The 24,334-nt window shown below is 67.9% G+C and carries 26 protein-coding genes; 13 read left to right on the top strand and 13 right to left on the bottom strand.

Annotated elements, in window-relative coordinates:
- Window positions 1-96: 96 nt before the first annotated feature.
- The gene (locus ACS5NL_RS16185) at window positions 97-447 is read left to right on the top strand and encodes a DUF779 domain-containing protein (protein ID WP_439354952.1); all 351 of its coding nucleotides are present in this window, start codon (window positions 97-99) and stop codon (window positions 445-447) included.
- Between the two features lie 131 nt (window positions 448-578).
- Window positions 579-2,666: a TonB-dependent receptor family protein gene (locus ACS5NL_RS16180; RefSeq protein ID WP_439354951.1), complete on the top strand. Its 2,088-nt coding sequence runs from the start codon at window positions 579-581 to the stop codon at window positions 2,664-2,666.
- Window positions 2,667-2,684: 18 nt separating this feature from the next.
- Here the strand turns inward: ACS5NL_RS16180 and ACS5NL_RS16175 are convergent, their stop codons facing one another.
- Both ACS5NL_RS16175 and ACS5NL_RS16170 read right to left on the bottom strand, forming a co-directional pair.
- A complete protein-coding gene (locus ACS5NL_RS16175; RefSeq protein WP_439354949.1) occupies window positions 2,685-3,455 on the bottom strand; it encodes an ATP-binding cassette domain-containing protein in 771 nt (256 codons plus the stop codon).
- Window positions 3,452-4,510 (bottom strand): tripartite tricarboxylate transporter substrate binding protein, encoded by a 1,059-nt coding sequence (locus ACS5NL_RS16170; RefSeq protein ID WP_439354948.1) that lies wholly within the window; start codon window positions 4,508-4,510, stop codon window positions 3,452-3,454. Before ACS5NL_RS16170 ends, ACS5NL_RS16175 begins: the two co-directional genes overlap by 4 nt.
- A 176-nt stretch (window positions 4,511-4,686) precedes the next feature.
- Between ACS5NL_RS16170 and ACS5NL_RS16165 the strand changes: the two genes are divergently transcribed.
- The 8 genes from ACS5NL_RS16165 (at window position 4,687) to ACS5NL_RS16130 (ending at window position 12,521) form a co-directional block, all read left to right on the top strand.
- Window positions 4,687-5,691, top strand: coding sequence for a PQQ-dependent catabolism-associated beta-propeller protein (locus tag ACS5NL_RS16165; protein ID WP_439354947.1), 1,005 nt, complete (start codon window positions 4,687-4,689; stop codon window positions 5,689-5,691).
- Window positions 5,688-6,887 carry a type 1 periplasmic-binding domain-containing protein gene (locus ACS5NL_RS16160; protein ID WP_439354946.1) on the top strand — a complete coding sequence of 400 codons (1,200 nt, stop codon included), beginning with the start codon at window positions 5,688-5,690 and terminating at the stop codon, window positions 6,885-6,887. Before ACS5NL_RS16165 ends, ACS5NL_RS16160 begins: the two co-directional genes overlap by 4 nt.
- Window positions 6,869-7,708, top strand: a complete 840-nt coding sequence (locus tag ACS5NL_RS16155; protein WP_439354945.1) for an ABC transporter permease — start codon at window positions 6,869-6,871, stop codon at window positions 7,706-7,708. Before ACS5NL_RS16160 ends, ACS5NL_RS16155 begins: the two co-directional genes overlap by 19 nt.
- Window positions 7,709-7,726: 18 nt before the next feature.
- Window positions 7,727-8,527, top strand: coding sequence for a quinoprotein dehydrogenase-associated SoxYZ-like carrier (locus tag ACS5NL_RS16150; RefSeq protein WP_439354944.1), 801 nt, complete (start codon window positions 7,727-7,729; stop codon window positions 8,525-8,527).
- Entirely contained in the window at window positions 8,524-9,519 is a 996-nt protein-coding gene (locus tag ACS5NL_RS16145) for a quinoprotein relay system zinc metallohydrolase 1 (RefSeq protein WP_439354943.1), read from the top strand. The genes ACS5NL_RS16150 and ACS5NL_RS16145 overlap by 4 nt, the downstream gene beginning before the upstream one ends.
- A gap of 285 nt (window positions 9,520-9,804) precedes the next feature.
- The gene (locus tag ACS5NL_RS16140; protein ID WP_439354942.1) at window positions 9,805-11,493 is read left to right on the top strand and encodes a PQQ-dependent methanol/ethanol family dehydrogenase; all 1,689 of its coding nucleotides are present in this window, start codon (window positions 9,805-9,807) and stop codon (window positions 11,491-11,493) included.
- 162 nt (window positions 11,494-11,655) lie between these two features.
- The gene (locus ACS5NL_RS16135) at window positions 11,656-11,979 is read left to right on the top strand and encodes a c-type cytochrome (protein ID WP_439354941.1); all 324 of its coding nucleotides are present in this window, start codon (window positions 11,656-11,658) and stop codon (window positions 11,977-11,979) included.
- Window positions 11,955-12,521 (top strand): hypothetical protein, encoded by a 567-nt coding sequence (locus ACS5NL_RS16130; protein WP_439354940.1) that lies wholly within the window; start codon window positions 11,955-11,957, stop codon window positions 12,519-12,521. The genes ACS5NL_RS16135 and ACS5NL_RS16130 overlap by 25 nt, the downstream gene beginning before the upstream one ends.
- A 47-nt stretch (window positions 12,522-12,568) precedes the next feature.
- Here the strand turns inward: ACS5NL_RS16130 and ACS5NL_RS16125 are convergent, their stop codons facing one another.
- A complete protein-coding gene (locus tag ACS5NL_RS16125; RefSeq protein ID WP_439354938.1) occupies window positions 12,569-13,291 on the bottom strand; it encodes a DUF5666 domain-containing protein in 723 nt (240 codons plus the stop codon).
- Window positions 13,292-13,458: 167 nt separating this feature from the next.
- Between ACS5NL_RS16125 and ACS5NL_RS16120 the strand changes: the two genes are divergently transcribed.
- Complete coding sequence (locus tag ACS5NL_RS16120) at window positions 13,459-14,115, top strand: hypothetical protein (protein ID WP_439354937.1); 657 nt, start codon at window positions 13,459-13,461, stop codon at window positions 14,113-14,115.
- 23 nt (window positions 14,116-14,138) lie between these two features.
- Here ACS5NL_RS16120 and ACS5NL_RS16115 read toward each other — a convergent pair whose 3' ends face one another.
- The 9 genes from ACS5NL_RS16115 to pqqA form a co-directional block, all read right to left on the bottom strand.
- Window positions 14,139-14,807, bottom strand: coding sequence for a hypothetical protein (locus ACS5NL_RS16115; RefSeq protein WP_439354936.1), 669 nt, complete (start codon window positions 14,805-14,807; stop codon window positions 14,139-14,141).
- A 113-nt stretch (window positions 14,808-14,920) separates the two neighbouring features.
- A complete protein-coding gene (locus tag ACS5NL_RS16110; RefSeq protein WP_439354935.1) occupies window positions 14,921-15,445 on the bottom strand; it encodes a hypothetical protein in 525 nt (174 codons plus the stop codon).
- A gap of 22 nt (window positions 15,446-15,467) precedes the next feature.
- Window positions 15,468-16,079 (bottom strand): DUF2135 domain-containing protein, encoded by a 612-nt coding sequence (locus ACS5NL_RS16105; protein WP_439354934.1) that lies wholly within the window; start codon window positions 16,077-16,079, stop codon window positions 15,468-15,470.
- Window positions 16,054-16,818, bottom strand: a complete 765-nt coding sequence (locus ACS5NL_RS16100) for a hypothetical protein (RefSeq protein ID WP_439354933.1) — start codon at window positions 16,816-16,818, stop codon at window positions 16,054-16,056. Before ACS5NL_RS16100 ends, ACS5NL_RS16105 begins: the two co-directional genes overlap by 26 nt.
- Window positions 16,815-17,963, bottom strand: coding sequence for a pyrroloquinoline quinone biosynthesis protein PqqE (gene pqqE, locus ACS5NL_RS16095; RefSeq protein ID WP_439354932.1), 1,149 nt, complete (start codon window positions 17,961-17,963; stop codon window positions 16,815-16,817). The genes ACS5NL_RS16100 and pqqE overlap by 4 nt, the downstream gene beginning before the upstream one ends.
- Window positions 17,947-18,216 (bottom strand): pyrroloquinoline quinone biosynthesis peptide chaperone PqqD, encoded by a 270-nt coding sequence (pqqD, locus tag ACS5NL_RS16090; RefSeq protein ID WP_439354931.1) that lies wholly within the window; start codon window positions 18,214-18,216, stop codon window positions 17,947-17,949. Before pqqD ends, pqqE begins: the two co-directional genes overlap by 17 nt.
- Window positions 18,213-18,944 carry a pyrroloquinoline-quinone synthase PqqC gene (gene pqqC / locus ACS5NL_RS16085; protein WP_439354930.1) on the bottom strand — a complete coding sequence of 244 codons (732 nt, stop codon included), beginning with the start codon at window positions 18,942-18,944 and terminating at the stop codon, window positions 18,213-18,215. Before pqqC ends, pqqD begins: the two co-directional genes overlap by 4 nt.
- Window positions 18,945-18,950: 6 nt before the next feature.
- Window positions 18,951-19,868, bottom strand: coding sequence for a pyrroloquinoline quinone biosynthesis protein PqqB (gene pqqB / locus ACS5NL_RS16080; protein WP_439354929.1), 918 nt, complete (start codon window positions 19,866-19,868; stop codon window positions 18,951-18,953).
- A 107-nt stretch (window positions 19,869-19,975) separates the two neighbouring features.
- Window positions 19,976-20,050, bottom strand: coding sequence for a pyrroloquinoline quinone precursor peptide PqqA (pqqA, locus tag ACS5NL_RS16075; RefSeq protein ID WP_068167214.1), 75 nt, complete (start codon window positions 20,048-20,050; stop codon window positions 19,976-19,978).
- A gap of 78 nt (window positions 20,051-20,128) precedes the next feature.
- On the opposite strand from pqqA, the gene ACS5NL_RS16070 reads away from it, so the two are divergent.
- Window positions 20,129-21,190 (top strand): alpha/beta fold hydrolase, encoded by a 1,062-nt coding sequence (locus ACS5NL_RS16070; protein ID WP_439354927.1) that lies wholly within the window; start codon window positions 20,129-20,131, stop codon window positions 21,188-21,190.
- Window positions 21,187-22,209, top strand: a complete 1,023-nt coding sequence (locus ACS5NL_RS16065; protein WP_439354925.1) for an MBL fold metallo-hydrolase — start codon at window positions 21,187-21,189, stop codon at window positions 22,207-22,209. The genes ACS5NL_RS16070 and ACS5NL_RS16065 overlap by 4 nt, the downstream gene beginning before the upstream one ends.
- Here the strand turns inward: ACS5NL_RS16065 and ACS5NL_RS16060 are convergent.
- The gene (locus tag ACS5NL_RS16060; RefSeq protein WP_439354924.1) at window positions 22,186-24,246 is read right to left on the bottom strand and encodes a sigma-54-dependent Fis family transcriptional regulator; all 2,061 of its coding nucleotides are present in this window, start codon (window positions 24,244-24,246) and stop codon (window positions 22,186-22,188) included. The genes ACS5NL_RS16065 and ACS5NL_RS16060 overlap by 24 nt on opposite strands.
- Window positions 24,247-24,334: the final 88 nt, after the last annotated feature.

Here is a 24,334-nt window from a genome sequence, read left to right as displayed (position 1 = left end):
CGCTTTGCGCGTGCGCCGCGTACTCAGATTCAGGCCAAGTTCTCGTTGGGTCATCACGCCATTGTTCCTGTCGTGCCTCGCTCATGCCATTCGGGCTTGACCGGGGGTTTTGAACACCATCCCAAGCACGGCCCCGGACTGATGTTCCACCAGAGCGGGGGCTGCTGCGACAACAGCGCCGCCAACTGCTACCTGCTGGGCGAGATCACCATGGGGCAGGGCGATGTGTTTCTGGGCGTCATCGGCGGCTGCGAGTTCTACATGAGCAAGACGCAGTACGCCACCTGGCGCCACACGCAGCTGATCATCGACGTGATCGAGGGCCACGGCGGCACCTTTTCGCTCGAAGGCCCCGAGGGCAAGGCCTTCCACACCCGCTCGCGGGTGTTCACTCCAGAAGAAATGGCGGAGATCGAGGCGGAAGACGCCCGGGCCGCCGCGTCCTGAGCGCCGGGCGCATCAGGCGGTCGTGTGTTCCATTCCTGAACACTCCGACCCACTGGCGCGTGGCATGGAACTTGTTGGAAGATCGGCATTGCCACAGGCCGGCGATGACCGGCATTTTCCGGAGACAAGACATGACACACCGCCCCACCTTCGCCCTGCGCCGGCTCAACGCCGCGTTGCTCATGGCCCTGGCCGGCACCGCCGGCGCCCAGACCTTGCAGGAGGTCGTGGTCAGCGCTTCCCGCCAGGAACAGAAATCCTTTGACGCCCCGGCCTCGGTGCAGGCCGTCGGTCAGGAGGCCATCGAGGCCGCCGGCCCGCGGGTCAACCTGTCCGAGGTGATGAACCGGGTGCCGGGCATCACGGTGCTCAACCGCCAGAACTACGCGCAGGATCTGCAGCTGTCGATCCGCGGCTCGGGCTCGCGCTCGCCCTTCGGCATCCGCGGCACGCGCCTGATCGTCGACGGCATTCCGGCCACCATGCCCGACGGCCAGGGCCAGGCCTCGACCATCAGCCTGCCGTCGGCCCAGCGCATCGAGGTGCTGCGGGGACCGCTGGCCCAGCTCTATGGCAACTCCGCGGGCGGTGTGGTGCAGGTCTTCACGGCGGACGGTCCCGAGAAGCCGGAAGTGCGCTTCAGTGTCGACGCCGGCTCGGACCGGTTGCGGCGCTACGGCCTGCAGGCCGCCGGGCAGAGCGGCTCGCTGAACTACGTGATCGACCACAGCGACTTTTCCACCGACGGCTGGCGCGTCAACAGCGCCGCCAAGCGCCAGCACACCAACGCCAAGCTGCGCTGGGCCGCGAACGAGCAGACGAAGTTCACCCTGGTCGCCAACGCCTTCGACCAGCCCGAGTCGGGCGACCCGCTGGGCCTGACGCGCGAGCAGTTCCAGGCCAACCCGCGCCAGGCGGTGGCGAACTCGACGCTCTACAAGGCCGGCAAGGACGTGTCGCAGAACCAGCTGGGCCTGGTCGCCGAACACAAGCTCGACGCCCAGAGCGAGCTGAGCGCCCGCGTCTATGCGGGGCAGCGCGACCTGGACAACCGGCTGTCGCTGCCGCTGGCGTCCCAGACCTCGGCGACCTCGGCCGGCGGCGCGGTGCAGCTCGACCGCCACTACGAAGGCACGGGCCTGCGCTACGCGCGCCGCATCCCGGCCGGCGAAGGGCAGGTGAACCTGAGTGCAGGGGTGGACGTCGAGCGCATGGGTGAGCACCGCCTGGGTTTCATCAACAACCTGGGTGTGCTGGGCGCGCTCAAGCGCGATGAAGACGGCAAGGTCAGCAGCACCGGTGTCTACACCCAGGCCGACTGGGCGATCAACGAAGGCTGGAGCGCGGTGGCCGGCCTGCGGGCCAACCGCGTGAAGTTCGAGGTCGATGACCACTTCATCCGCGCCGGCAACCCCGACGACAGCGGCCGCGTGAGCTTCAGCGCGACCAACCCGGTGATCGGCGTGACGCGCCATCTGGGCGACGACACCAATCTCTACGCCAACATCGGCCGCGGCTTCGAGACGCCGACCCTGACCGAGATCGCCTACACCGCCAACGGCAGCGGCCCGAACCTGGGCCTGAAGTCGGCCCGCAGCACACACACCGAAGTCGGCGTGAAGACCAAGCTGTCGGAGAACCAGCGGCTGGATGTCGCGCTGTTCCACATCGGGACCCGCGACGAGATCGTGGTCGCCTCCAGCAGCGGTGGCCGCACGGTCTACACCAATGCCGGCAAGACCCGCCGCACCGGCATCGAGCTCGCGCACAGTGCGCAATGGACGCCGGAATGGCGCAGCCACATCGCGCTGTCGACGCTCAACGCGCGCTTTGCCGAGACCTTCAGCAGCGGCGGCACCCGGGTGGCCTCGGGCAACCGCATCCCGGGCGTGATGGACCGTTCGCTGTTCGGCGAGATCGCGTGGCAGCCGCGCGCGCTGCCGGGCTTCACCGCGGCGCTGGAAGCGGTGCACCGGGGTTCGATGGTGGTGGACGATGTCAACAGCGACCGCACCGCGGCCGCGACGCTGTTCAACCTGCGCCTGGGCTGGGAGCAGAAGATCGGTGCCTGGAAGCTGCGCGAATACCTGCGCGTCGACAACCTGGCCGACAAGGCCTACATCGGCTCGGTGATCGCCAACGAAACCAACAAGCGCTTCTTCGAGCCGGCGCCGGGCCGGCAGTGGGGGCTGGGCGTGACCGTCGCCTACGCGTTCTGAACGAGAACAGGCCTGGGCTCAGAGCCCAGGCTTCTGCAGCGCCTTGAGCACCTCGGTCTGGAAGTCCGGGCCCTCGGCCGCGGCCATGAACGCGTCAATGTGACCGTCAAAACGCACCGTGCCCTGGTGCAGCAGCAGCAGGCGGTCGGCGGTCTTCACTTCCTCGATCAGGTGGGTCGCCCACAGCACCGCGAGGCCCTGATTGCGGCACAGGCCGCGCACAGTGTCGAGCAGTTGCTGGCGCGAGGCCGGGTCCAGGCCCACGGTGGCCTCGTCCATCAGCAGCACGCGCGGTTGGTGCAGCAGCGCGCGCACCAGCTCGACCTTGCGCCGCGTGCCGCCCGAGAGGCTGCGCACGACGGCCCTGGCCTGGTCCTGCAGACCGATGGCGCCGAGCTGCGTGTCGATGCGTTCGCGCGCCGTCTTGCGAGGGATTCCGTGCAGGTCGGTGTGGAACAGCAGGTTGGCCATCACCGACAGGTCCATGTCGAGTGCGCTCTGCTGGAACACCACGCCCAGGCCCGCGAGGGCGCGCGCCGGGTGCTGGCGCATGTCCTGCCCGAGCACCTCGATGCTGCCCTGATCGGGCGTGAACAGGCCGGTGAGCAACTGCAGCAGGGTCGACTTGCCGGCGCCGTTGGGGCCAAGCAGTGCCAGCATTTCGCCGGCCTGGACCTGCAGGCTCACGCCCTTGAGGGCCGGTTTGCCGTTGTAGGCCTTGTGCAGGCCGTCGGCCTTCAGGACGGTGTGGACCACGTTGGTGGTGGCTTGGGCGAGGGGTTCGGTCATGAGGCGGGTCTGGCCAGCAGGTTCATGCGGGCGAGCAGTTTCTTTTCGCGCTCGACGGTGACCAGCACCGACTGGCGGTAGTCGCGCGTGCCCAAGTATTCGAGCGTCTGATCGTAGCGGGCCAGTGCCGAAGTGTGGCGCTCGGCGTTCATCGCGCGGCGGAACACCTCGTGCAGTTTCTGGATCACCGCCTCGGGCGTGCCGGCCGGTGCGGCCAGTCCCCAGGGCGAGGTGTAGACCGCCTGCGGGTAGCCCAGCTCGCGCATGGTCGGTACCTCGGGCCAGCGGGTGTTGCGCGCGGCGTTGAAGGTGGCGAGCAGGCGCATCTGGCCCTTCTCGACCCAGGGCGCGAAGCCCGTGGAGTTGACGCCGGCCATGATCTGGTTGCTGGCGATGGCGAGCATCTGGTCGGCCGTGCCCTTGTACGGGACATGCACGTACTTCACGTTGTTCTGCAGCAGGATCTCTTCCATCGCCAGGTGCGCGGTGGTGCCGACGCCAGTGGAGCCCATGATGAGTTCGCCCGGTCGCTTGAGCGCCCACTCGATCATGTCGGCGACGTTGCGGAACGGGCTGTTGCCCGGCACCAGCAGGCCGAAGCTCACACCCGAAACCTGCAGGATGGGCGCGAGGTCGGTCACCGGGTCCCAGGGCACGTGGTTCATCAGCGCGTGTCGGTACACGGTCAGCGGCACCTGCCCGATCACGTGACCGTCCGGCTCGGCCGCCTTGAGCATCGGTGCCACCATGGTGCCGGCCGCGCCGGGCCTGTTGACCACGACGATGGGCTGCCCGAGCAGCGGCTCGGCTTCCTCGGCCAGGATGCGGATCGTCAGGTCGGTCTGCCCGCCCGCGGGCCAGGGCACGATGAGCTGGACCGGCTTGGACGGGAAGGGTGCCTGGGCCTGCGCCAGCGGGCTGGCGGCGCTCAGCGCGAGCGCACCGGCGGCACCCAGAAAGCCCCGGCGCGAAACGGCGGTGTTCGGGTCGGTGGACGAACTCAGGGTTATCCCTGTGTCATTTTTGAACGCTGTGAGCAGCGGTGTGTGTCTCATGCATGGCCTGATAGTCTCAAGTCCCTCGGAAAACCCCCGGGACGCGGCATGATCAGGCAAATTCCGTTCCTGTACCAGCCGATTTCTGCTGGCACCGATTTTGCAGAAAGATCGCGCGCGTCCGGCGCATCGCGCATCCGACGCGAAGGTTTCGAAAAACAGTAGGAGACCCATCCATGGCCCTGAGTGCCAAGCTTTCTTCGCGTTCCCTGCGCCCCCTGATCGCGGCCCTGTGCGCCGCAGGCGCTTCGTTGGCCCTGAGCCTACCGGCCCAGGCCGAGAGCAAGGTCTATGTGTCCAGCGAGAAGGACAACAAGGTCTACGTGTTCAGCGCCACCGGGGAGCGGCAGGCCGCGATCGAGGTCTGCAAGCGCCCTCGCCACATGATGTTCAGCGCCGACAAGAAATCGATCTACGTCTGCTGCGGCGACAGCAACGAACTGGGCATCGTCGACACCGCCGCCGGCAGGATGACCGGCTCGGTGCCGCTGGGCGACAGCCCGGAGATCTTCGACCTCAGTCCCGACGGCAAGACGGCCTATGTCTCGATCGAGGAAGAGAGCGTGATGGCGGCCTACGACCTGGCGACGAAGAAGGCGCTGTTCCAGGTCAAGACCGGTGGTGAGCCCGAGGGCGTGCTGGTCACGCCCGACGGCAAGACCGCCTACGTGACCTCCGAGGTCGCCAACGTGGTCCACGTGATCGACCTGGGCCAGAAAAAGGTGGTCAAGAACATCAAGGTCGGCAAGCGGCCGCGCCGCTTCGTGCTGGCCGCGGGCGGCGCCGAGCTGTGGGTGACCAACGAGCTGGACGCCAGTGTGTCGATCGTCGACACCAAGACCAACGAAACGAAGCAGTCGATCAAGTTCGCGCTCAAGGGCATGCGCGAGACCGACATCACCCCGGTGGGCATGACCATCAGCCCGGACGGCAAGAGCATGTGGGTCGGCCTGGGCCGCGCCAACCACGTGGCCCAGATCGACGTCGCGACGCGCGCGGTGAAGAACCAGGTGCTGGTCGGCAAGCGCGCCTGGGGCCTGACCTTCAGCCCGGACGGCAAGACCCTGTACGTGGCCAACGGCCTGTCGGACGACATGACGCTGGTCGACGTGGCCGCCGCCAAGGCGGTCAAGTCGGTGCCCGCGGGCCGTGTGCCGCACACCATTCTCGTCACCCCATGAAAGACCGTCTGACGTTTTCCCTCAAGGCGCTGGTGGCTGGTGCGGCTCTCGCCGTCGCTCTGCCGGCGCTGGCCGCCACCAAGGTCACGATTGCCGTGGTCTCGCTCGACGGCGATCCGCGCTTTGCGCCGCGCCGCATGGAGAAGGCCTATCCGGGTCATCCGACCGGGCGTGCGATCGACGGGGTGAAGCTGGCGGCCGAGGACTCGTCGTTCGAGCTCGACGCTGTGGGCATCGAGCTGGTGGTCAAGGACGTGGTGCTGCCCAACGCGGCGGCTCTGCCCAAGGTGCTGGCCGAGCTCAAGGCGGCCAAGGTGCAGCACCTGGTCGCCGACCTGCCGGTGCCGGAGCTGAATGCGCTGGTGCAGGCGGCGCCGGCCGCGCTGGGCGGCGCCATCGTCATCAACAGTGGTCAGGAAGACGATGCGCTGCGCGGTGCGCAATGCGCCGCGCACCTGCTGCACACCTACCCGAGCCGGGCGATGGCCAGCGACGCGCTGGCGCAGTACCTGGCGGCGCGCAACTGGCGCAAGGCGCTGGTGCTGCAGGGTGCCTTGCCCGAGGACGCGCTGGAGCTGGAGGCCTTCAACCGCTCGGCCAAGCGCTACGGCCTCAAGACGACGCAGCTCAAACCGTTCAAGCTGACCGGCGATCCGCGCGAGCGCGACCTGGCCAATGTGCGCCTGCTGACCGGCGAGCGCGAGCACGATGTGGTGGCGGTGCTCGACAGCGACGGTGAATTCGCGCGCACCGTGCCCTACGCGACGCAGTGGCCGCGGCCGGTGGTGGGTTCCAACGGTCTGGTGGCCGCGCCCTGGCACCCGCTGTGGGAGCGCAACGGCGGGCCGCAGCTCTCGCGGCGTTTCGCGAAGAAGGCCGGCCGGCCGATGAGCGGACACGACTGGGCCGCGTGGATGGCGGGGCGCGCCATCGCGACCGTGCTGGCCGAACAGCCCAAGGCCCCGATCGCGGCGCAACTCAAGGCGCTGCGTGGCGGCGCCGTGGGTGTCGACGGTTTCAAGGGGCCGCGCCTGTCGTTCCGCGCCTGGGACGGCCAGCTGCGCCAGCCGATCTTCCTGAGCCATGTCGACGGTGTCGCCGCGGTGGCGCCGGTCGACGGCGTGCTGCACCCCAAGGAAGTGATGGACACGCTGGGCGTGGACGAAGCGGAGAGCACATGCAAGCAACGACCCTGAGCCCCGTCAATCCCGCGCCCGCACTGCTGCCGCACCTGCTGCGCGCGCTGCGGGCGGTGGTGGGCCGCGAGATCGGGCGCTTCCTGCGCCAGCCTTCGCGCCTGGGCTCGGCCCTGGTGCGGCCGCTGCTGTGGTTCGTGGTGTTCTCGGCCGGTTTCCACAACGTGTTCGGCGTGGCCATCGTGCCGCCCTATGAGACCTACATCGAATACAAGGTCTACATGGTGCCGGGCCTGCTGGGCATGGTGGCGCTGTTCAACGGCATGCAGAGTTCGCTCTCGATGGTCTACGACCGCGAGATGGGCGTGATGCGCCTGCTGCTGACGGCGCCGCTGCCGCGCGGCTGGCTGCTGGCGTTCAAGCTGCTGGCGGGCACCAGCCTGTCGGTGCTGCAGATGGTGGTGTTCCTGCTGATCGCCTGGGCCTTCGGGGTCGAGGTGCCGCTGGAGCACCTGCCCTGGCTGGTCCTGTCCATGGTCTGCGCGGCGGTGATGCTGGCCTCGGTCGGCCTGGTGCTGTCGGTCTACGTCAAGCAGCTGGAGAACTTCGCCGGCACGATGAACTTCGTGATCTTCCCGATGTTCTTCATCAGTCCCGCGCTCTATCCGCTGTGGAAGCTCGAGGAGTCGGGCGCCTGGTGGCTGCTCAAGCTGGCCGAGTTCAACCCGTTCACCCACGCGGTCGAGGCCATGCGTTTTGCGATGTATGGCCTGTTCAACGGCACGGCCTGGGCGGTGGTGCTGGGCTGCACGGCCGTGTTCTTCCTGGCGGCGCTCTGGGGCTACGACCCGCAGCGCGGCTGGATCCGCCAGCGCGGCTGAAACTTCCGGAGCGATCCCATGCACCTGCCTGTGACCCGTCGCCATTTTTTTGCCGGTGCGGCCGGGCTGGCGTGCTGGCCGGTCGTCCGTGCGCAGGACGACCAGACCGGCGGCGACCCGCTGGGCTCGATGCAATACCCCAGCCTGCGCGAGCAGACGATTGGCAAGGCGGTCGCGAAGTTCAGCGACGCGGTGATCGTCAAGGGGCCGGACTTTGCCGACGACGCGATGAATGTGCCGCTGCTGGTGGATGCGCGCGGCCTGTCGGGCACGGGCGGCGGCGTGCAGCGCATCCGCGTGGCGGTCGACCGCAACCCGGTGCGCCAGGTGCTGGATTTCGAGCCGATGAAGGCCTTGCCGATGCTGGCGTTTCGCATCCGCATGGAACAGGCCTCGCCGGTGCGGGCCTTCGTGCAGACCAAGGACGGGCAGTGGCATGTGGGCAGCACCTGGGTGCAGGCCTCGGGCGGCGGCTGCACGGTGCCCGGCCTGACGCGGGCCGACGGCTCCTGGAGCAGGACGCTGGGGCAGGTGCAGGCGCGTTTCTTCCACAACGTCATCGAGGGCAGCCGCCGGCTGCGCCTGCGCGTGATGCACCCGATGGACACCGGGCTGGTCGCGGGCGTGCCGTCGTTCCACATCGAGAGCCTGCAGCTCGAAGACAGCGGCGGGCAGGTGTGGTGGCGGCTGGCCTTGCACGAGCCGGTGTCGGAGAACCCCTTGATCACCTTCGAGTTGCCCCCCCAGTTGCCGCCCAGCCTGCGCCTGGTGGGCCGCGACAACAACGGCAACCGCATCGACGCGGCGCTGACGACATGAAGCGCCTGGTCTTGTCCCTGCTGCTGTCCGGCCTGCTGTCGGCGCAGGCCGACACCCTGGCGGTGCCGCCGCCGGTCTCGGCGCCCGACCTGGTCCGGCTCGACTACGACCTCAGGCCGCGCCAGATCGCGGCAGACACCTGGGTGATCGAGGGCGAGGTGGCCGATTTCAGCCGCGCCAACGGCTGCAATATCATCAACACCGCCTTCATCGCCACCAGTGCGGGCGTGCTGGTGATCAACACCGGGCCGTCGCGCCTGTACGGCGAGCAGCAGCGGCGCGCGATCGAGCGGGTGACGAAGGCGCCGGTGCTGCGCGTGTTGCAGCTGAACCTGCACCCCGACTACTTCTTCGGCAACCAGGCCTGGTCGGGCACGCCGACGCAGGCACTGACCGGCAGCATCGCCGGCATGAAGGCCGAAGGCGGTGCCTATGCCGACAACCTGTACCGCCTGTGCGGCGACTGGATGAAAGGCAGCGAGTCGACGCCCTCGCAGCAGGCCATCGACCCCGGGACACTGCCGCGCACCGAGCAGATCGGCAACCACCGGCTGGAACTCTGGCGCCTCAACGGCCACACCGGCGACGACCTGGTGCTGCTGGACCACACGACCGGTGTGCTGTTCACCGGCGGGCTCGTGTTCGCCGAGCGGGTGCCGACCACACCACACGCCGACTTCGCCGCCTGGCAGGCCAGCCTGGACGCGCTGGAGCAGAAGATCGCCAGCGGCGCGGCGCGCACCGTGGTGCCCAGCCACGGCCCGGTGCACGAGGGCGCGGCGGGCCTGCGGCAGACGCGCGACTGGCTGCAGTGGCTGACGTCGACCATGCAGACGGCCGCCGAGCGTGGCCTGGACCTGGGCGAGGTGTTGCGCACGCCGGTGCCCGAGCGATTCGCGCGCTGGGCCGCACAGCCTGCGGAGTTGCACCGCAGCCTCACGCAGTGGTACCCGCACTACGAACAGAAGGTCCTGGCCGCGCCGGCCAAGTGACACATTTTTGAACAGTGTCACAAAGGTGTCCTGTCGCAGGGGCAGGCCTTTGGCGCAGTCGGGGTCGGCAGGAGGCCTTTCGACGGCATTTGGTGCGCTGCAACGTCCGTGTAAACCCTAGGAGTTCCGCTGGCACAGAAGTTGCCAACTTCAGGTTGCGTGCACGTCGAAGACCGGAGGGTCGGAGCCACGAGAGCGGTCAGACGTCACCAACCACCGAAAGCCATCAACCTACGAACGAGCAGGAGACCCACAGTGAAACGCACCCTATTGAGCCTTCTGGTCATGGCCGCCACCGCACAGGTGAGCGCGCAGGTGACCGACGCCATGATCGCGAAAGACGCGGCCAGCCCCGAAAACGTGCTGACCTGGGGCATGGGCACCCAGGGCCAGCGCCATTCGGACCTCAACGACGTCAACGCCAAGACCATCTCCAAGCTGGTTCCGGTGTGGTCGATGTCCTTCGGCGGCGAGAAGCAGCGCGGCCAGGAATCGCAGCCGCTGGTGAACAACGGCAAGATGTTCGTCACCGCCTCCTACTCGCGCATCTTTGCGCTGGACTCCAAGACCGGCAAGAAGCTCTGGAAGTACGAGCACCGTCTGCCCGAAGGCATCATGCCCTGCTGCGACGTGATCAACCGCGGCGCCGCCCTGTACGACAACCTGGTCATCTTCGGCACGCTGGACGCCCAGCTCGTCGCCCTGGACCAGGAAACCGGCAAGGTGGTGTGGCGCGAGAAGATCGACGACTACTCTGCGGGCTACAGCTACAGCGCCGCTCCCCTGATCGCTGACGGCCTGCTGCTGACCGGCGTGTCCGGCGGTGAGTTCGGTGTGGTCGGCCGCGTCGAGGCGCGCGATCCCAAGACCGGCAAGCTGGTCTGGTCGCGCCCGACCGTCGAAGGCCACATGGGCTACAAGGACGGCAAGGAAAACGGCATCTCCGGCACCACCAACGCCTCCTGGCCGGGTGAGACCTGGAAGACCGGCGGCGCAGCCACCTGGCTGGGCGGCACCTACGATCCGAAGACCGGCCTGGCCTACTTCGGCACCGGCAACCCCGGCCCCTGGAACAGCCACGTGCGTCAGGGCGACAACCTGTACTCGGCCTCCACCGTCGCCATCGACGTGAAGACCGGCCAGATCAAGTGGCACTACCAGACCACGCCGAACGACGGCTGGGACTACGACGGTGTGAACGAGTTCGTCACCTTCGACATGAACGGCAAGCGCATGGGCGCCAAGGCGGACCGCAACGGCTTCTTCTATGTGATCGACGCCGAAAACGGCAAGCTGCAGAACGCCTTCCCGTTCGTCAAGAAGGTGACCTGGGCCACCGGCATCGACCTCAAGACCGGCCGTCCGAACTTCGACCCGGCCAACCGTCCTGGCGACCCGACGGCCGCTGGTGGCGACGGTGCCAAGGGCAAGTCCGTGTTCTCCGCACCGGGCTTCCTGGGCGGCAAGAACCAGATGCCGATGGCCTACAGCCCGAAGACCGGCCTGTTCTACGTGCCTTCCAACGAATGGGGCATGGAGATCTGGAACGAACCCATCACCTACAAGAAGGGCGCTGCCTACCTGGGTGCTGGCTTCACCATCAAGCCGCTGAACGAGGACTACATCGGCGCGATGCGCGCGATCGACCCGAAGACCGGCAAGGTGGCCTGGGAAGTCAAGAACAGCGCTCCTCTGTGGGGTGGTGTGCTGACGACCGGCGACCTGGTCTTCTGGGGCACGCCTGAGGGTTACCTGCAGGCCGCCGACGCCAAGACCGGCAAGATCGTCTGGAAGTTCCAGACCGGTTCCGGCATCGTGGCGCCTCCCATCACCTGGAAGGAAGGTGGCGAGCAGTACATCTCCGTCGTCTCCGGCTGGGGTGGTGCCGTTCCGCTGTGGGGTGGTGAAGTGGCCAAGCGCGTGAACATGCTCGAACAGGGCGGTTCCGTCTGGACCTTCAAGCTCGCGAAGTAACTCCCCCCTGCGCCGCGTTGCGGCTTCCCCCCGGAGGGGGACCACACCAGAGGCCCGGCCAAGCCGGTTCCTCGGTGTGTGCTGGACGGGATCTCTTCTGCGGTTGGTGTTGGAGAGGTCCCGTCCTTTTTCTTTTTTCAGACTCTTTTCCCTTGCTGAGCCATGCGTACTTTCCTGATCCTCTCCTCCAGCCTGCTGCTTGCCGCGGGTTCCGCCCACGCCCTGGACGAAGCCGCCGCCCTGGAACTGGCCAAGGCCAACGGCTGCCTGTCCTGTCATTCGGCCAAGGAAAAGATCGTGGGCCCGGCTTACGCGTCGGTCGCTGAAAAATACAAGGACGACAAGGATGGCGTGGCCAACCTGGTTCAGTCGATCCAGTACGGCAGCAAGGGCAAATGGGGCCGCATTCCGATGCCGCCGCACCCCAGCCTGAGCGCCGCAGACCTGAAGACCCTGGCCCAATGGGTACTGTCCACCAAGCCCTGAGCGGGCTGTTTGTTTCCCTGATCGTTGGCGCAGCGGCCGCCCAGCCGGCGCTGCCCGACGGCGAAAAATCGATCATCGCCGTCACCCGCGACGGGCTCCGCACACGCATCGGTGCCGTCACCTTCCGCCCCATGGCTGGTGCCAGGGCCGGCATCCGCGTGCAGATGGATCACGCGGTGATGAAGGACCATTTCCTGTCGATGCGGGAGTTCAAGTGCCTGCCCGCCGCCCAGGAGGTCAGCTGCTTCGTTCCCTATCCCTACGCCAGCCCGGGCACGGTTTCAACCGGTGACTGGTCCTGGCTCGAACACCACCTGCTGTTCTTCTACAAGCTGCCGACCGATTTCGGCGCCCGGCTCTGGAACGGCATCATCTTCAAGTTCGTGCAGACCGAGACGGGGCTGGTCGGCAGGCCGCAGGCGGTGGACCTCAACCGCATCGGCTCACCGCCGGACGACACCAGCGTGCCACCCTACGGGCCGATGGAGCGCGACGACTTCGCGCCTGGTGCTCGCTGGATCCAGGAACTGCGCATCGAGTAATGAAAACGGGGCGCGAAGCCCCGTGCTGCGGGAGATGGGGCCGTGACTCAGTGCTTGCCGCTGGTCCTGTCGTCGTCGCAGTCGTCCGACTTGCTGCCGGTCGTGGAGGGGGTCGTTGCCGTGCAGCGGCTGTCGTCCCCGTCGTCGTCTTTGCCATCGTCCTTGCCGTCGTCGCAGCCGGACTTCGTGGTGGACGCGCAGTTGTGGTCGTCCTTGTCGTCGTCCGAGCCGGAGCCGGACGACCCGCTGCCTTCGGAGTGGCCTTCAATCTTCACGCTGCTGGCGACCATCACGCCGTTGCTCACCGTGCCGTGGATTTCGACATGGGCGCCGACGGTCAGGGTGATCGGCGCAGCACTGGCGTCGACCGGAATGCCGTCGACACTGAAGCTGGTCGGGCTGGTGTAGCTGGTCACGCGGCCATCGAGTTCGCTGGGGTCGGTCCGGCTGTCGTCGGTGGCGCTGTCGTCGTCGAACTCGACGCGGCGGGCCTGGATGGTGCCGTTGACCATCTCGCCCTGGATCTCCACCCGGCTGCCCGTCGTGACACCCTGCGCCGTGGCGCTGGCTCCGCTGGCGTCGACCGGGATGCCGTCCACACTGAAGCTGGACGGTCCGCTGACGCTGGTGACCGTGCCCTTGTAGGACTTGTCGGTGGTCGTCGAGCTGCTGCCGCTGCCGCCACCGCAGGCGGTCAGCGTGGCGATGACGATCGAGGCGGCCAGCAGGCGAAGCTGTGGGAGGGCGAGGGCGTTGCGGGTTTGTCTCATGCCGGTTCCTTGGAGGTGTTGTGAACGTCCGGCAGGTTTGCTTCCGATGCTTACAGTCACATTAAGGCCAAAGTCGGTTCACCGAACATTACCGCTGTGACGTCTGGATACCCGGCGAGACCCCCGGCCCGTTAGCATGAGGCGCCTTTTCATAGCGGAGAACCACCATGATTTCCTTGACCCGACCTCTTCGCCATGGCGCAGCCCTGATCATTGCCACGGGGCTGTCGCTGGGGACGGCGCTGGCCTGGGACGACGTCACCGGCGGCACATCGACTTCCCTGCGCCAGCAGTCCTTTGCGCTGCAACTGGCCAAGGCCGATCTCAAACAGCAGGGCATCACCACACCGACACCGGCCCAGCTCGCGCTGGCGACCAGCTCCGTGCAAGCGATGCGCGACAAAGGCATGGGCTGGGGCGAGATCGCCCACAGCCTCGGACTGCGGCTGGGTGCGGTGGTGAGTGCCGCCAACCGAGCGGACCGCGCCGAGGAAGAAGCCCGGCTGCACACCACGAAACCCCGGGATGTGGCGATCAACACGGCCCGGGATCCTGCCGCGACCGGCACCCCCGGTCTGGCCAAGGGGCGACAGTCCGACAGCAGCGGTGGCCACACCTCCGGCGCCGGCAACGGTTCCGGCGGTCATGGCAACGCCGGAGGGCAGGGCGGCGGCAGCGCCGGTGGCAACCATGGCGGGGGAAATGCCGGCGGCAACGGCGGTGGCAAAGGTGGCGGAAATGCCGGAGGCAATGGCGGCGGTAACGGGGGCGGCAACGGCGGCGGGAATGGTGGTGGCAACGGGGGCGGTCACGGCAAGCGCTGAGGCCTGCGCGCGGTCGGGCCCGGCTACCGGGTCCACTCGGCGGTCAGCTTGCCGCCGGTGATGAAACCGGCCGGCACCTTTTCCTCGCGCTCGAACTTCACCAGCCCTTCGCCCCGGCAATACCACTCCCGGCTGGTCAGCGGCACTTCATTGAACCCGTTGACCGGATCGGTGTAGAGGTTCAGGCGAGCCAGGCCGAGCACCCGCAGACAGGGGCTGTGCACGCTGCCGTCGGCCAGTGTGATGCTGTCGTCCACGGCTTCGATGCGCCAGCTCATCGGCACCTTGTGCGAGTACTTCAGCTCGCGCGGATATTCGTTCTTGCGTTGCAGCAGGTAGGGCACGGTGGGCGTGGTCCACTCGGTGCCGACCTTGTAGGGTGCCCTGAGCACCCACAGTGGTTCGGCATCGGGCGTGGGATCTCGGTCGATGTCGGTGCGCGTGGCCACGCGGCGCACCCCCTGTTCGTCGGCCACCAGGTAGTAGCTCACACCGGCAGAGTGGTGGCGCACGGCGACCGTCTGCTCCTTGAGCGTGGCCGGCGCCATGACATCCATGGTCCACCGCTCGGGCTCGTGCGGCTCGTCCATCGCATAGCGCACGTCCAGCGTCTGCGAAGCCCCTTCGCGCAGCGGAAACCACTCGTTGCCCAGATCGCGGCCGGAGCAGCCCGACAGCAGCGCCAGGGCCAACACGGCAGGCGCGACAGGCCAGTCGCACCGTGGAACCGGCTTTGCCGGGCCACAGGGGCGGTCCCCCCGCGGCACGAGGGGGAGAGGACGCGAAGCGGCGCAGGGGGGGCTCATCATTTCTCGGGCAGCTGCGCGCGCGGCAGGTCGCTGAGCTTGAGTTGCAGCTTGTCGTCGCCCGCTGGTCGCAGCCAGGCCAGGCCACCCTCGCCGCGGCGCGGTTCGGTCTCGCCCATCTGGGTGTTGCCGTCGCGTGCCTTCTTGACGCCGTCGCCGAGGATGCGGTGCAGGTCCTTCTCGTAGGGCAGCTTGAACTGGCGCGGCATCTCCAGCGGCTGGTTGTCCTTCATCGGATTCACCCAGAGATAGATCGCGCCCGGATGGCCGCGCCCGGGGCTGGGCTCGTCGAACACCGCCGACAGCAGGATGAACTTGCGCGGCAGTTCGTCGTCGGCCGGCCAGCCGGACATGCCGCGCAGCGACTGGTAGGAGAACAGGTAGAAGCCGCTGACCACCAGCACCAGCGCGACCTTGAGGCTCCAGCGCCAGCGCGTGCCCAGACACAGCACCAGCAGCAGAAAGGCCAGCAGCGCGTACACGATCGCGAGCAGCAGCAATTGGGAGGGAACGGCGGGAATCATGGCAACGTGTTCTTGGTGTGGTTCATAGTCCGGTGCGTTGCACGATGGTCTTCGGGTTGGTGCTCAGGTCCAGCACGCGCCCGCTGTCGTCGATCGTGAACCGCACCAGGGTGCGCTCGTCGCCCTTGCGCGGGATCTGCTGGGTGCCGGTGTAGATGATCTCGGCCTGCGGGTTCACTTTCACGACCGCGACCGACACGTCGACCGGTTGCTGGTCTTTGCTGTCGTAGTAATGGGCGTTGACCACGTACTCACCCGGCACGATGCCGCGCAGGGTCACGATTTCCTGCCGGATCGGGCTGGTCAGTTCGCGGCCATTGACGATCACGCTGTTGTTCTTGGCGCCGCGGTCGTCGCGGTCCAGATGCAGCAGGCCGGCGTCGCGCTGGCGGAACCAGAGCGTCTTGCCGCCGGGCTCCAGCACCCAAGTGTCGATGTCGTTGGGGTTGTTGTCGGGCCAGGACACGGTGACCATGAACTCGGCCTTGGCCGGCACGTCACCCGCCTTGCGGGCCCGCGGGTTGAAGGCCAGGATCGCGATCACGAAACAGAAGACGAACGCGATCAACATGTTGAACAACATGTCGTAGAACGGATCGGCCTCGGTGTCACGGACCGGCCGGCCGATCGCCATCGCCTGCTCCGTCGGTGCCCGTGGTGGGCGTGTTCGTGTGCCTGAGCGAGAGCGCCAATGCGTCGGCCACCAGCGCGTCGGCGAAGCGGTCCAGCCGCATCAGTTGCAGGCCCAGCAGGATGTTGCCGGTCAGGCCGGTGACGGTGGTCAGCAGGGCGATGCCCAGGCCGCCAGTCAGGCTCTTGAGCAGCTGCGCGCTCTGGCTGGGGTCGAAGCTGTCCATCTGGCCCAGCTGCAGGGCGAGGATGGAAAAGCCGATCACCTTGCCCAGCAGGCCGAGCTTGAGCTGGATGCCGTTGAGCCACCAGGCCATCTCGTGCGGGCCGTGCGCCTGCTCGCCCAGCACCTGCAGCCAGGCCGAGCGGTCGGCGCCGGGCTGCCGCGTGCCTTGCAGGAATTCGCCGCTCCAGCTGCCGTCACCGATGTGCCCTCCATCGAGCCGCTGGCGCTCCAGACCCAGCACCCAGGCACGCTGGCCGGTCCAGAGCGAGCAGCCGATGAACAGCAGCACGATGGCCACGGTGAGGTGGGTCGGATCGGCCGCGACCAGGCGGTGCCATGCGCCCGCTTTCCACAGCAGCCACGAGGCAAACACCAGCAGGCCCATGAAGGCCAGCCAGAGCAGGAACAGTCCCTGGTCGGCACGCTCCAAATTCATCGACGGCCGGTTCGCACCCGGCACACGGCGCGCCAGCAGGGCACCGAACATGCGGTGGCTGGGAGCGCTGCCGGCGTTCATGGGTGCAAGACGCGCGATTCGGCGTCGCTGCGGAACACGATCGGGATGTTCCTGCGTCTGGGCGCGTCGCGCACCACCGCGACCACCTTTTCGTGGTGGGCCGACTTGCTGCACACCGGGTCGGTCTCGGCCGCGTCGCCGGTGATCAGGAAGGCCTGGCAGCGGCAGCCGCCGAAGTCCTTGTGGCGCTCGTCGCAGCTGCGGCAGGTCGGCTTCATCCAGGCGTCGCCGCGGTAGGTGTTGAAGGCGTTGCTGCGCTGCCAGATGTCGGCGATGGACACGTCTTTCACATTGGGCAGTTGCAGCCCCGGCAGGTCGCGCGCGTTGTGGCAGGGCATGGCCAGGCCGTCGGGGGCGATCGAGAGGAACACCGCGCCCCAGCCATTCATGCAGGCCTTGGGCCGCTCCTCGAAGTAGTCGGGCACGACGAACAGCACGCGGGTCTTGGGGCCGGTCTGGCCTTCCTGCTCGGCGCGGAAGGCGTTGACCTCGGCTTCGGCCACCTTCAGTTCGTCCGCCGTGGGCATGAGGTGGTCGCGGTTGACCCAGGCCCAGCCGTAGTACTGCGTGTTGGCCAGTTCGAGGTACTCGGCCTCCAGCGCGACCGCCATGTCGATGATCTTGCGCACATGCGGCAGGTTGTGCCGGTGCAGCACGCAGTTCATCACCATCGGCCAGTCGTGCTCCTTGATCAGCCGCGCCACGCGCTGCTTGAGCTCGAAGGTCTTGGTGTGGCTCAGGAAGTCGTTCAGTTCCCTGGTCGAGTCCTGGAACGAGAGCTGCACATGGTCCAGCCCGGCGTCCTTGAGGCGCTGCGCCCGCGCCGGCGTGAGGCCCACGCCGGAGGTGATGAGGTTGGTGTAGTAGCCCAGCAGGTGGGCTTCCTGCACCAGCTCTTCGAGGTCGTCGCGCAGCAGCGGCTCGCCACCGGAGAAGCCCAGCTGGGCCGCGCCGAGCTTGCGCGCCTGCGCCATCACGTCGACCCACTGCGCGGTGCTCAGCTCCTCGGTGACCTTCGCGTGCTGCGTCGGGTTGTAGCAGAAGACGCAGTGCAGCGGACACTTGTAGGTCAGCTCCGCCAGCAGCCACAGGGGCGGACCGGCGGGGATGGGGGCGGCACTCAGCAACTCACTCGATCCAGCCACGGCGTTGACCTTCCTCCAGCAGCGATTTCACTTCCGGGCCGATGCCCTGTGCGTTGAACGTGGCTTCGAGCTCGCCCACGATGGCATCGACCGAACGCTCGCCATCGCAGCGCTTGAGGATCTCCGCCGCGCTCGGGTTGAGCTGCACCATGCCTTCGGGATAGAGCAGCACCCAGCGGTCCTGTGCCGGTTCGAACTGCAGGCGGAACTTGCGCGAGAGCTTGGGCTGGTCGGGCAGGGTGGTCGAGGTCATTGGCAGGCTTTTTCAATCGCGTCGAGCATGGTCCACAGAATATCCAGCTTGAACTGCAGGATGTCCAGTGCACGGTGCTGCTGCTCGCGGGTCCTGAAATGGTCCAGCGTCACGCGCAGGCCGTGCTCCACGTCGCGGCTGGCCAGCGGGATGCGGCTGCGGAAGTAGGTCAGGCCGTTGGCCTCGATCCAGGGGTAGTGCGTGGGCCAGGTCGCCAGGCGGTCCTTGTGGATCTGCGGGGCGAACATCTCGGTCAGCGAAGAGCACACGGCTTCCTGCCAGGGCGCCGTGGCCGCGAAGTGCACATAGGCGTCGCAGGCAAAGCGCACGGCCGGCACCACATGCTGCAGCGACCACAGCTCCTCGCGCGACATGCCCACCGCTTCGCCCAGGCGCGTCCAGGCCTCGATGCCGCCGGCGGCCGAGCCCTGGTGATCGCCGTGGCCGTCGTGGTCGAGGATGCGCTCGACCCACAGGCGGCGGTGTTCGCGGTCTGGCATGTTGGCCAGGATGGCCGCGTCCTTGCGCGGGATGCAGATCTGGTAGTAGAAGCGGTTGGCCACCCAGCAGCGGATCTCGTCGGGTGTGCATCCACCGGAATTCATGCGCACGTTGAACGGGTGGTGGATGTGGTAACTGCGGCCCTTGTCGCGCAGCTGGGCTTCGAACTCTTCGGGACCCCAGGCCGGCAGGCCGGTGTGGGGGCGGGGGTGGCGGGCGATCTCCATGGCGGGTCAGAAGGTGATGTCCATGCCGTCGTGGGCGACCTCGATGCCGTGCTGCGTCAGCAGGGCACGCTCGGGCGAGTCTTCCACCAGCATGGGGTTGGTGTTGTTGATGTGGATGAGGATCTTGCGCACGCCGGCGGGCAGGCGGTCGAGCTGTTCGACCATGCCGCCGGGGCCGCTCTGCGGCAGGTGGCCCATGTCGAGCGCGGCCTTGGCCGAGAGGCCCAGGCGCTGCATCTCGTCGTGGGTCCAGAAAGTGCCGTCGACCAGCACGACGGCACAGCCGCCCATGAGTTCGATCAGCGCGGGCGTGACTTCGGCCAGGCCGGGCGCGTAGAAGGCCTTGGCGCCGTTGGCCGGGTTGGTGACCAGCAGGCCGATGTTGTCGCCGGGGCGCGGGTTGCCGCGGAACGGCGAGTACGGCGGCGGCTTGGACGACAGCGAGACGGTCTGCAGCTGCAGGCCGGGCAGGGCGGGGATCGCGACCGCGCTGCCGTCGATCGGCAGTTCCTGCTTCGCGGTGCTGCAGTAGTGCGAAAGGATGCCCGTGATCGGGAAGCCGCTGCCGATGTCGGAGAAGACCTCGGGCGTGGCCAGCAGCGGCAGCGGCGTCTTGCGCTCGCGCAGCATCAGCAGGCCGGTCACGTGGTCGATCTGTGCGTCCATCAGCAGCACGGCGGCGATGCCGCTGTCGCGGATGGCGCGCGCGGGTTGCAGTTCCGGCGTCTCGCGGATCTGCTGCAGGATGTCGGGGGATGCGTTGACCAGCAGCCAGTCCTGGCGGTTGTCGCTGATGGCGATCGATGACTGGGTGCGGGCCCGCGCGGTCAGGGTGCCGCGGCGCAGGCCGTCGCAATTGGGGCAGTTGCAGTTCCACTGGGGAAAGCCGCCGCCGGCCGAGGAGCCGAGAACGCGAATGCGCATAGACTGGATTGGCACGCCGCGGGGGTACCGCCCGTGCAGGGGTCAGTGGAAAAGAAAAAGGCGCACGTGTGAAACACCCGTGCGCCTGAGTTCGCTATCGCTGGTGGTCAGCGGTTGGCGATGTACATCGTGATTTCGAAACCGAAGCGCAGGTCGGTGAAGGCGGGCGTGGTCCACTGCATGTTGTGTCTCCAAGATTGAGGTTGGCATGAATCATGACTGCTGACTTGCCTGCACCGTTGCAGTCCAAGCCGCACCCGATGAAAAGCAATATCGATGCCACCAAGTCCGGTCACTGGCGGCGCCAGCGCGACCTGGCGGTCGGTGCGCCGCACCACATGGCCTGGCACCTCGGGGGAAACCCTGAGGGGCCAGCCTGGCTGTTGCTGCACGGCGGGCCAGGCAGCGGTGCCAACCCGGGTCTGATGGCGCCGCTGGATCTGACGCGCCAATGGGCCATCGCGCCCGACCAGCGTGGCAGTGGCGCGAGCCGGCCGCGCGGCGCCACCCGCCGCAACCACACGGCGGCGCTGGTGGCCGACCTCGAGCGTCTGCGCATGCATCTGGGACTGGCGCGCTGGTCGGTGCTGGCCGGGTCGTGGGGCACGGTGCTCGCACTGGCCTATGCGCAGGCGCACCCGCAGCGGGTCGAGCGCCTGGTGTTGCGTGGCGCGTTCGCGGTGTCGCGGCGCGAGGTCGGAGGGCTGCTGCAGGCGCGCAGATTCGGGAAAACACCTAAGGTGCCAGAGTGGCTCTGGCCCTGTTCGCGCAGCCGTTCGCTGCCGGCCTTGCTGGTCCGTCTGCGCCAGGTGCTCCAAAGCGTGACACCCGGTGTTGCAGCGCTGGGCGTGGCGCGGCGCTGGGGACAGCTGGAGGCCCGTGCCGCGGCCCGCGGCATGTGGCGCGCCCTGCTGCACGCGCCGCGGCCGGCGCCCGCGCTGCGGGTCGCCTGGGCCACGCAGCGGCGGCGCGAACGCCGGGCCTGGGCAGACTTCCAGCGCCGGGGCTCGCGCGCCGACCGCAGCGACCGGGCGCTGTGCGCCAAGTTCCGCATCCAGGCGCACTACCTGCTGCACCGCGGCTTCGTGCGGCCCGGCCAGCTGGACCGTGCGGTGATGTCGCTGGCACAGACGGGAGTGCGGGTGGACTGGGTGCATGGCCGGTACGACATGGTCTGCCCGCCGCAGAACAGCCGGCGCTGGAGTGCCATCGGCCAGCGCATCGATGCCCCGCGGGTGTCGCTGACGCTGACCACGGCCGGTCACCTCGGTCACGAACCCGCCACGCTGGTGGCGCTGCGCGCGCGGGTGAGGCGCGCATGAGGCGCGGGTTCCGGTTGTCGTGGAGTCGGGCGGCCCTGTGGCTGACCGCCCTGCTGTGGTGGCCGTCGCTGCAGGCGGCGCAGGAATGCCGGACGCTGGAGCCCGTGCCCTGGCGCGCCGTGGTGCCGGGGGTCTGGGTCTGGCTGCCGCCGGAGCATGGCGATGTGACGCCGGCCAACGGCGGTCACGTCATGCCGGTGAGCGTGCTGATCGCCGGCCGTGCCGCGATGGTGATCGATCCGGGACCGAGCCAGGCGCACGGTCTGCGCCTGCGCCGCTCGCTGGCCTGCCGCTTCGGTGCCCGCGTGCGCTGGATCGTCAACACCCACGCGCACTCGGAGAACACGCTGGCCAATTCGGCCTTCGCCGAGGACATCGCCGCGCACCGGGTCGAGGTGCTGGCCAGCGGGCCGACGCGCGAAGGCATGTCGCTGCGCTGTCCGGACTGTCTCGTGAGCCTGGTCCACCGCGCCGGAGAGCGGGCCATGGCCGGGACTCAGATCGTGTTGCCCACGCGCACGCTGTCCGAAGGCGAGCTGTTGCGGGTGGGGCGCCTGCGGCTGCGGGTGATGCGTGTGGAACACGGCCACACCGAGGGCGATCTGGTGCTGTGGGAGTCGCGGACCAGGGTGCTGTGGGCCGGCGGGCTGGCGTACCAGGACCGTGTGCCCGAGCTGGCGCAGGGGCAGTTGCAGGGCTGGCTGCCCGCGCTGGACCGTCTGCAGGCGCTGGCGCCGCGCCATCTGATTTCCACCGTCTGGTCGAGTTCACCCGGGGACGGTGAACCGCCGCCGGCCCTGCCCGCGACACGCGCCTATCTGCAGGCGCTGCGCGAGGCCACGCTGCGGGCGATGGACGAGGGCGTGCAGCCGCAGGACACCGGGCGTGTGGCGCTGCCGGCCTTCAGCGACTGGGCCGGCTACGGGGCGCGCCACGGTTTCAACGTGCTGCGCGCCTGGCGCGAACTGGAGCCGGAGTGGATGGACCGGCTGCCCTCAACCCAGGACGTCGGGCGGTAGCAGGTTCTTCTTGCGGTAGATCGTGTTGCGCGAGACGCCCAGCGCCTTGGCCGCCGCCGACACATTGCCCTTGTGCTGGCGCAGCATCTGCGCCATCGCGCTCAGGGCCACGTCCTGCAGCTTCTGTCCGTCCACCGCCGGTTCGGGCATCGGCGGCGTGCTGGGAAACTCGGGCAGCGACGAGGGCTCGCTGACCTGGATCGGAGTGCTCAGCCGCTGGGCGATCGGGTGCGGCAGGCCGTGCTCGAGTTCTTCGAGGAAGTCGTCGGGCAGATGGACCATGTCGATCAGGCCGTCGTTGCCCACCATGACCACCGCCGTGCGCAGCAGGTTGTGCAACTGGCGGAAGTTGCCAGGCCAGTGGTAGCGCTTGAAGATGTCCATCACCGGCGGCGCAATGCCGATGTGCTGGCCGGTCTCGGCCAGCGACTTGACGATCTTCTGCACCACCAGGTCGAAGTCGGTGCGCTCGCGCAGCGCCGGCAGGCGCACCACCAGACCGTTGAGGCGGTAGTAGAGGTCTTCGCGGAAGTCGCCGCGCGCGATCATGTCCTTGAGGTTCTTGTGGGTCGCGCTGACGATGGCGACGTCGACATCGACCTCCTTGCCGGCGCCCAGCGGGCTGACCTTGCGTTCCTGCAGCACGCGCAGCAGGCGCGCCTGCAGGTGCTTGGGCATGTCGCCGATTTCGTCGAGGAACAGCGTGCCGCCGTTGGCCTGCAGGATCTTGCCGATCGAGCCCTTCTTGCGGGCGCCGGTGAAGGCACCTTCTTCGTAGCCGAACAGCTCGGACTCGATCAGGTTGTCGGGGATGGAGGCGCAGTTGACCGAGACGAAGGGCTGGCCCGAGCGGTTGGAGTCGCCGTGGATGGCCTGCGCCAGCAGGTCCTTGCCGGTGCCGGTCTCGCCCAGGATCATCACCGGGATGTCCTTGCCCGAGACCATGCGCAGCTTGTGGATCACGGCCGACACCTGCGGGTCCCCGGTGTCCAGGTACTGCAGCGTCGACAGGTGCGATTTGCGCGGCACCGGCCGGACCGCCGGGGCCGGGGTCGGCGCGGCGGCGGCCTGTTCTTCGGCCTGCTGCGGCGTGACCGGCGCGGAGCGATCGGCCGACCAGGGGTTGGCCGCCTTGACCTTGACCCGGCACCAGACCGCCACGCCGTTGTGCAGCACCAGTTGCTTGGGGGTGGGCAGGGTGCCGCTGAACAGGTCGATCAGCGACGAGATCGGGATGCCGAACAGCGACGAGAACGTGTGGGCCTTGAGCGCGGCGAACGGCAGGCCGATCTGGAACTGCGCGCTGCGGTTGGCGGAGATGAAGCGACCTTCGGGCGAGAACACCGCGATGCCCTCGACCAGCGTCCCGAGAAATTCCGAGCGGGTGTGGAAGTGCACCCGGATCGCCTTCGGGAAGATGTCGGCGAACATGTGGTTCTCGATCATCTGCGCCGACATGCGCACCAGCGCCAGCGTGTGCTGGTGGAAGCTGCGCTGGTCACCGGTCACGTCCAGCGCGCCGATCACCTGGCCATAGGGGTCGAAGATCGGCGAGCAGGAGCAGGTGAGGAACTTGTTGGCGTTGAGGTAGTGCTGGTTGCCGTGGACCGTCAGCGCTTCCTCTTCGGTCAGCGCGGTGCCGATCGCGTTGGTGCCCTTGGTGCTTTCGGACCAGTCCATGCCGGGCATCAGGGCCACGCGCGAGGCTTTTTCCAGGAAGTCCGAGTCGCCCAGGGAGTGCAGCACCATGCCCTTGGCCGAGGTCAGCAGCACCATGCTGTGGGTGTTGGCGATCTGGTCGTAGAGCGTTTCCATGACCGGCGCCGCGTGCTGGAACAGGAACCGGTTCTCGTCCAGTGCATTGGTCAGGTCGCCGCGCAGCGGGCTGGAAAAATCCGGTTCCGACTGTTCGGTGATGCCATAGGCGCGCGAACGCTGGTGCGACTGACCGATGGCGTCGCGACCGACCGGGTTTCCGACCGAAGGGGGCATGTCGACACGCTCCCCGCCGGAGGGCGTGTACGTGGCGGCACTCATGTTGTCTCCTGAGTCTGAAGGGAAACCCCCCCAGTAATCCATTGTCCACATCGGCTCTTGCGGGCCGGACTGAATGGGCTGATTGTCG

Source organism: Hydrogenophaga sedimenti (genome assembly GCF_051857515.1).
In the GTDB taxonomy this organism is placed as follows: domain Bacteria; phylum Pseudomonadota; class Gammaproteobacteria; order Burkholderiales; family Burkholderiaceae_C; genus Hydrogenophaga.
Note: the sequence above shows the minus strand (reverse complement) of the source record. Positions and strands in the feature narration are given on the sequence as shown.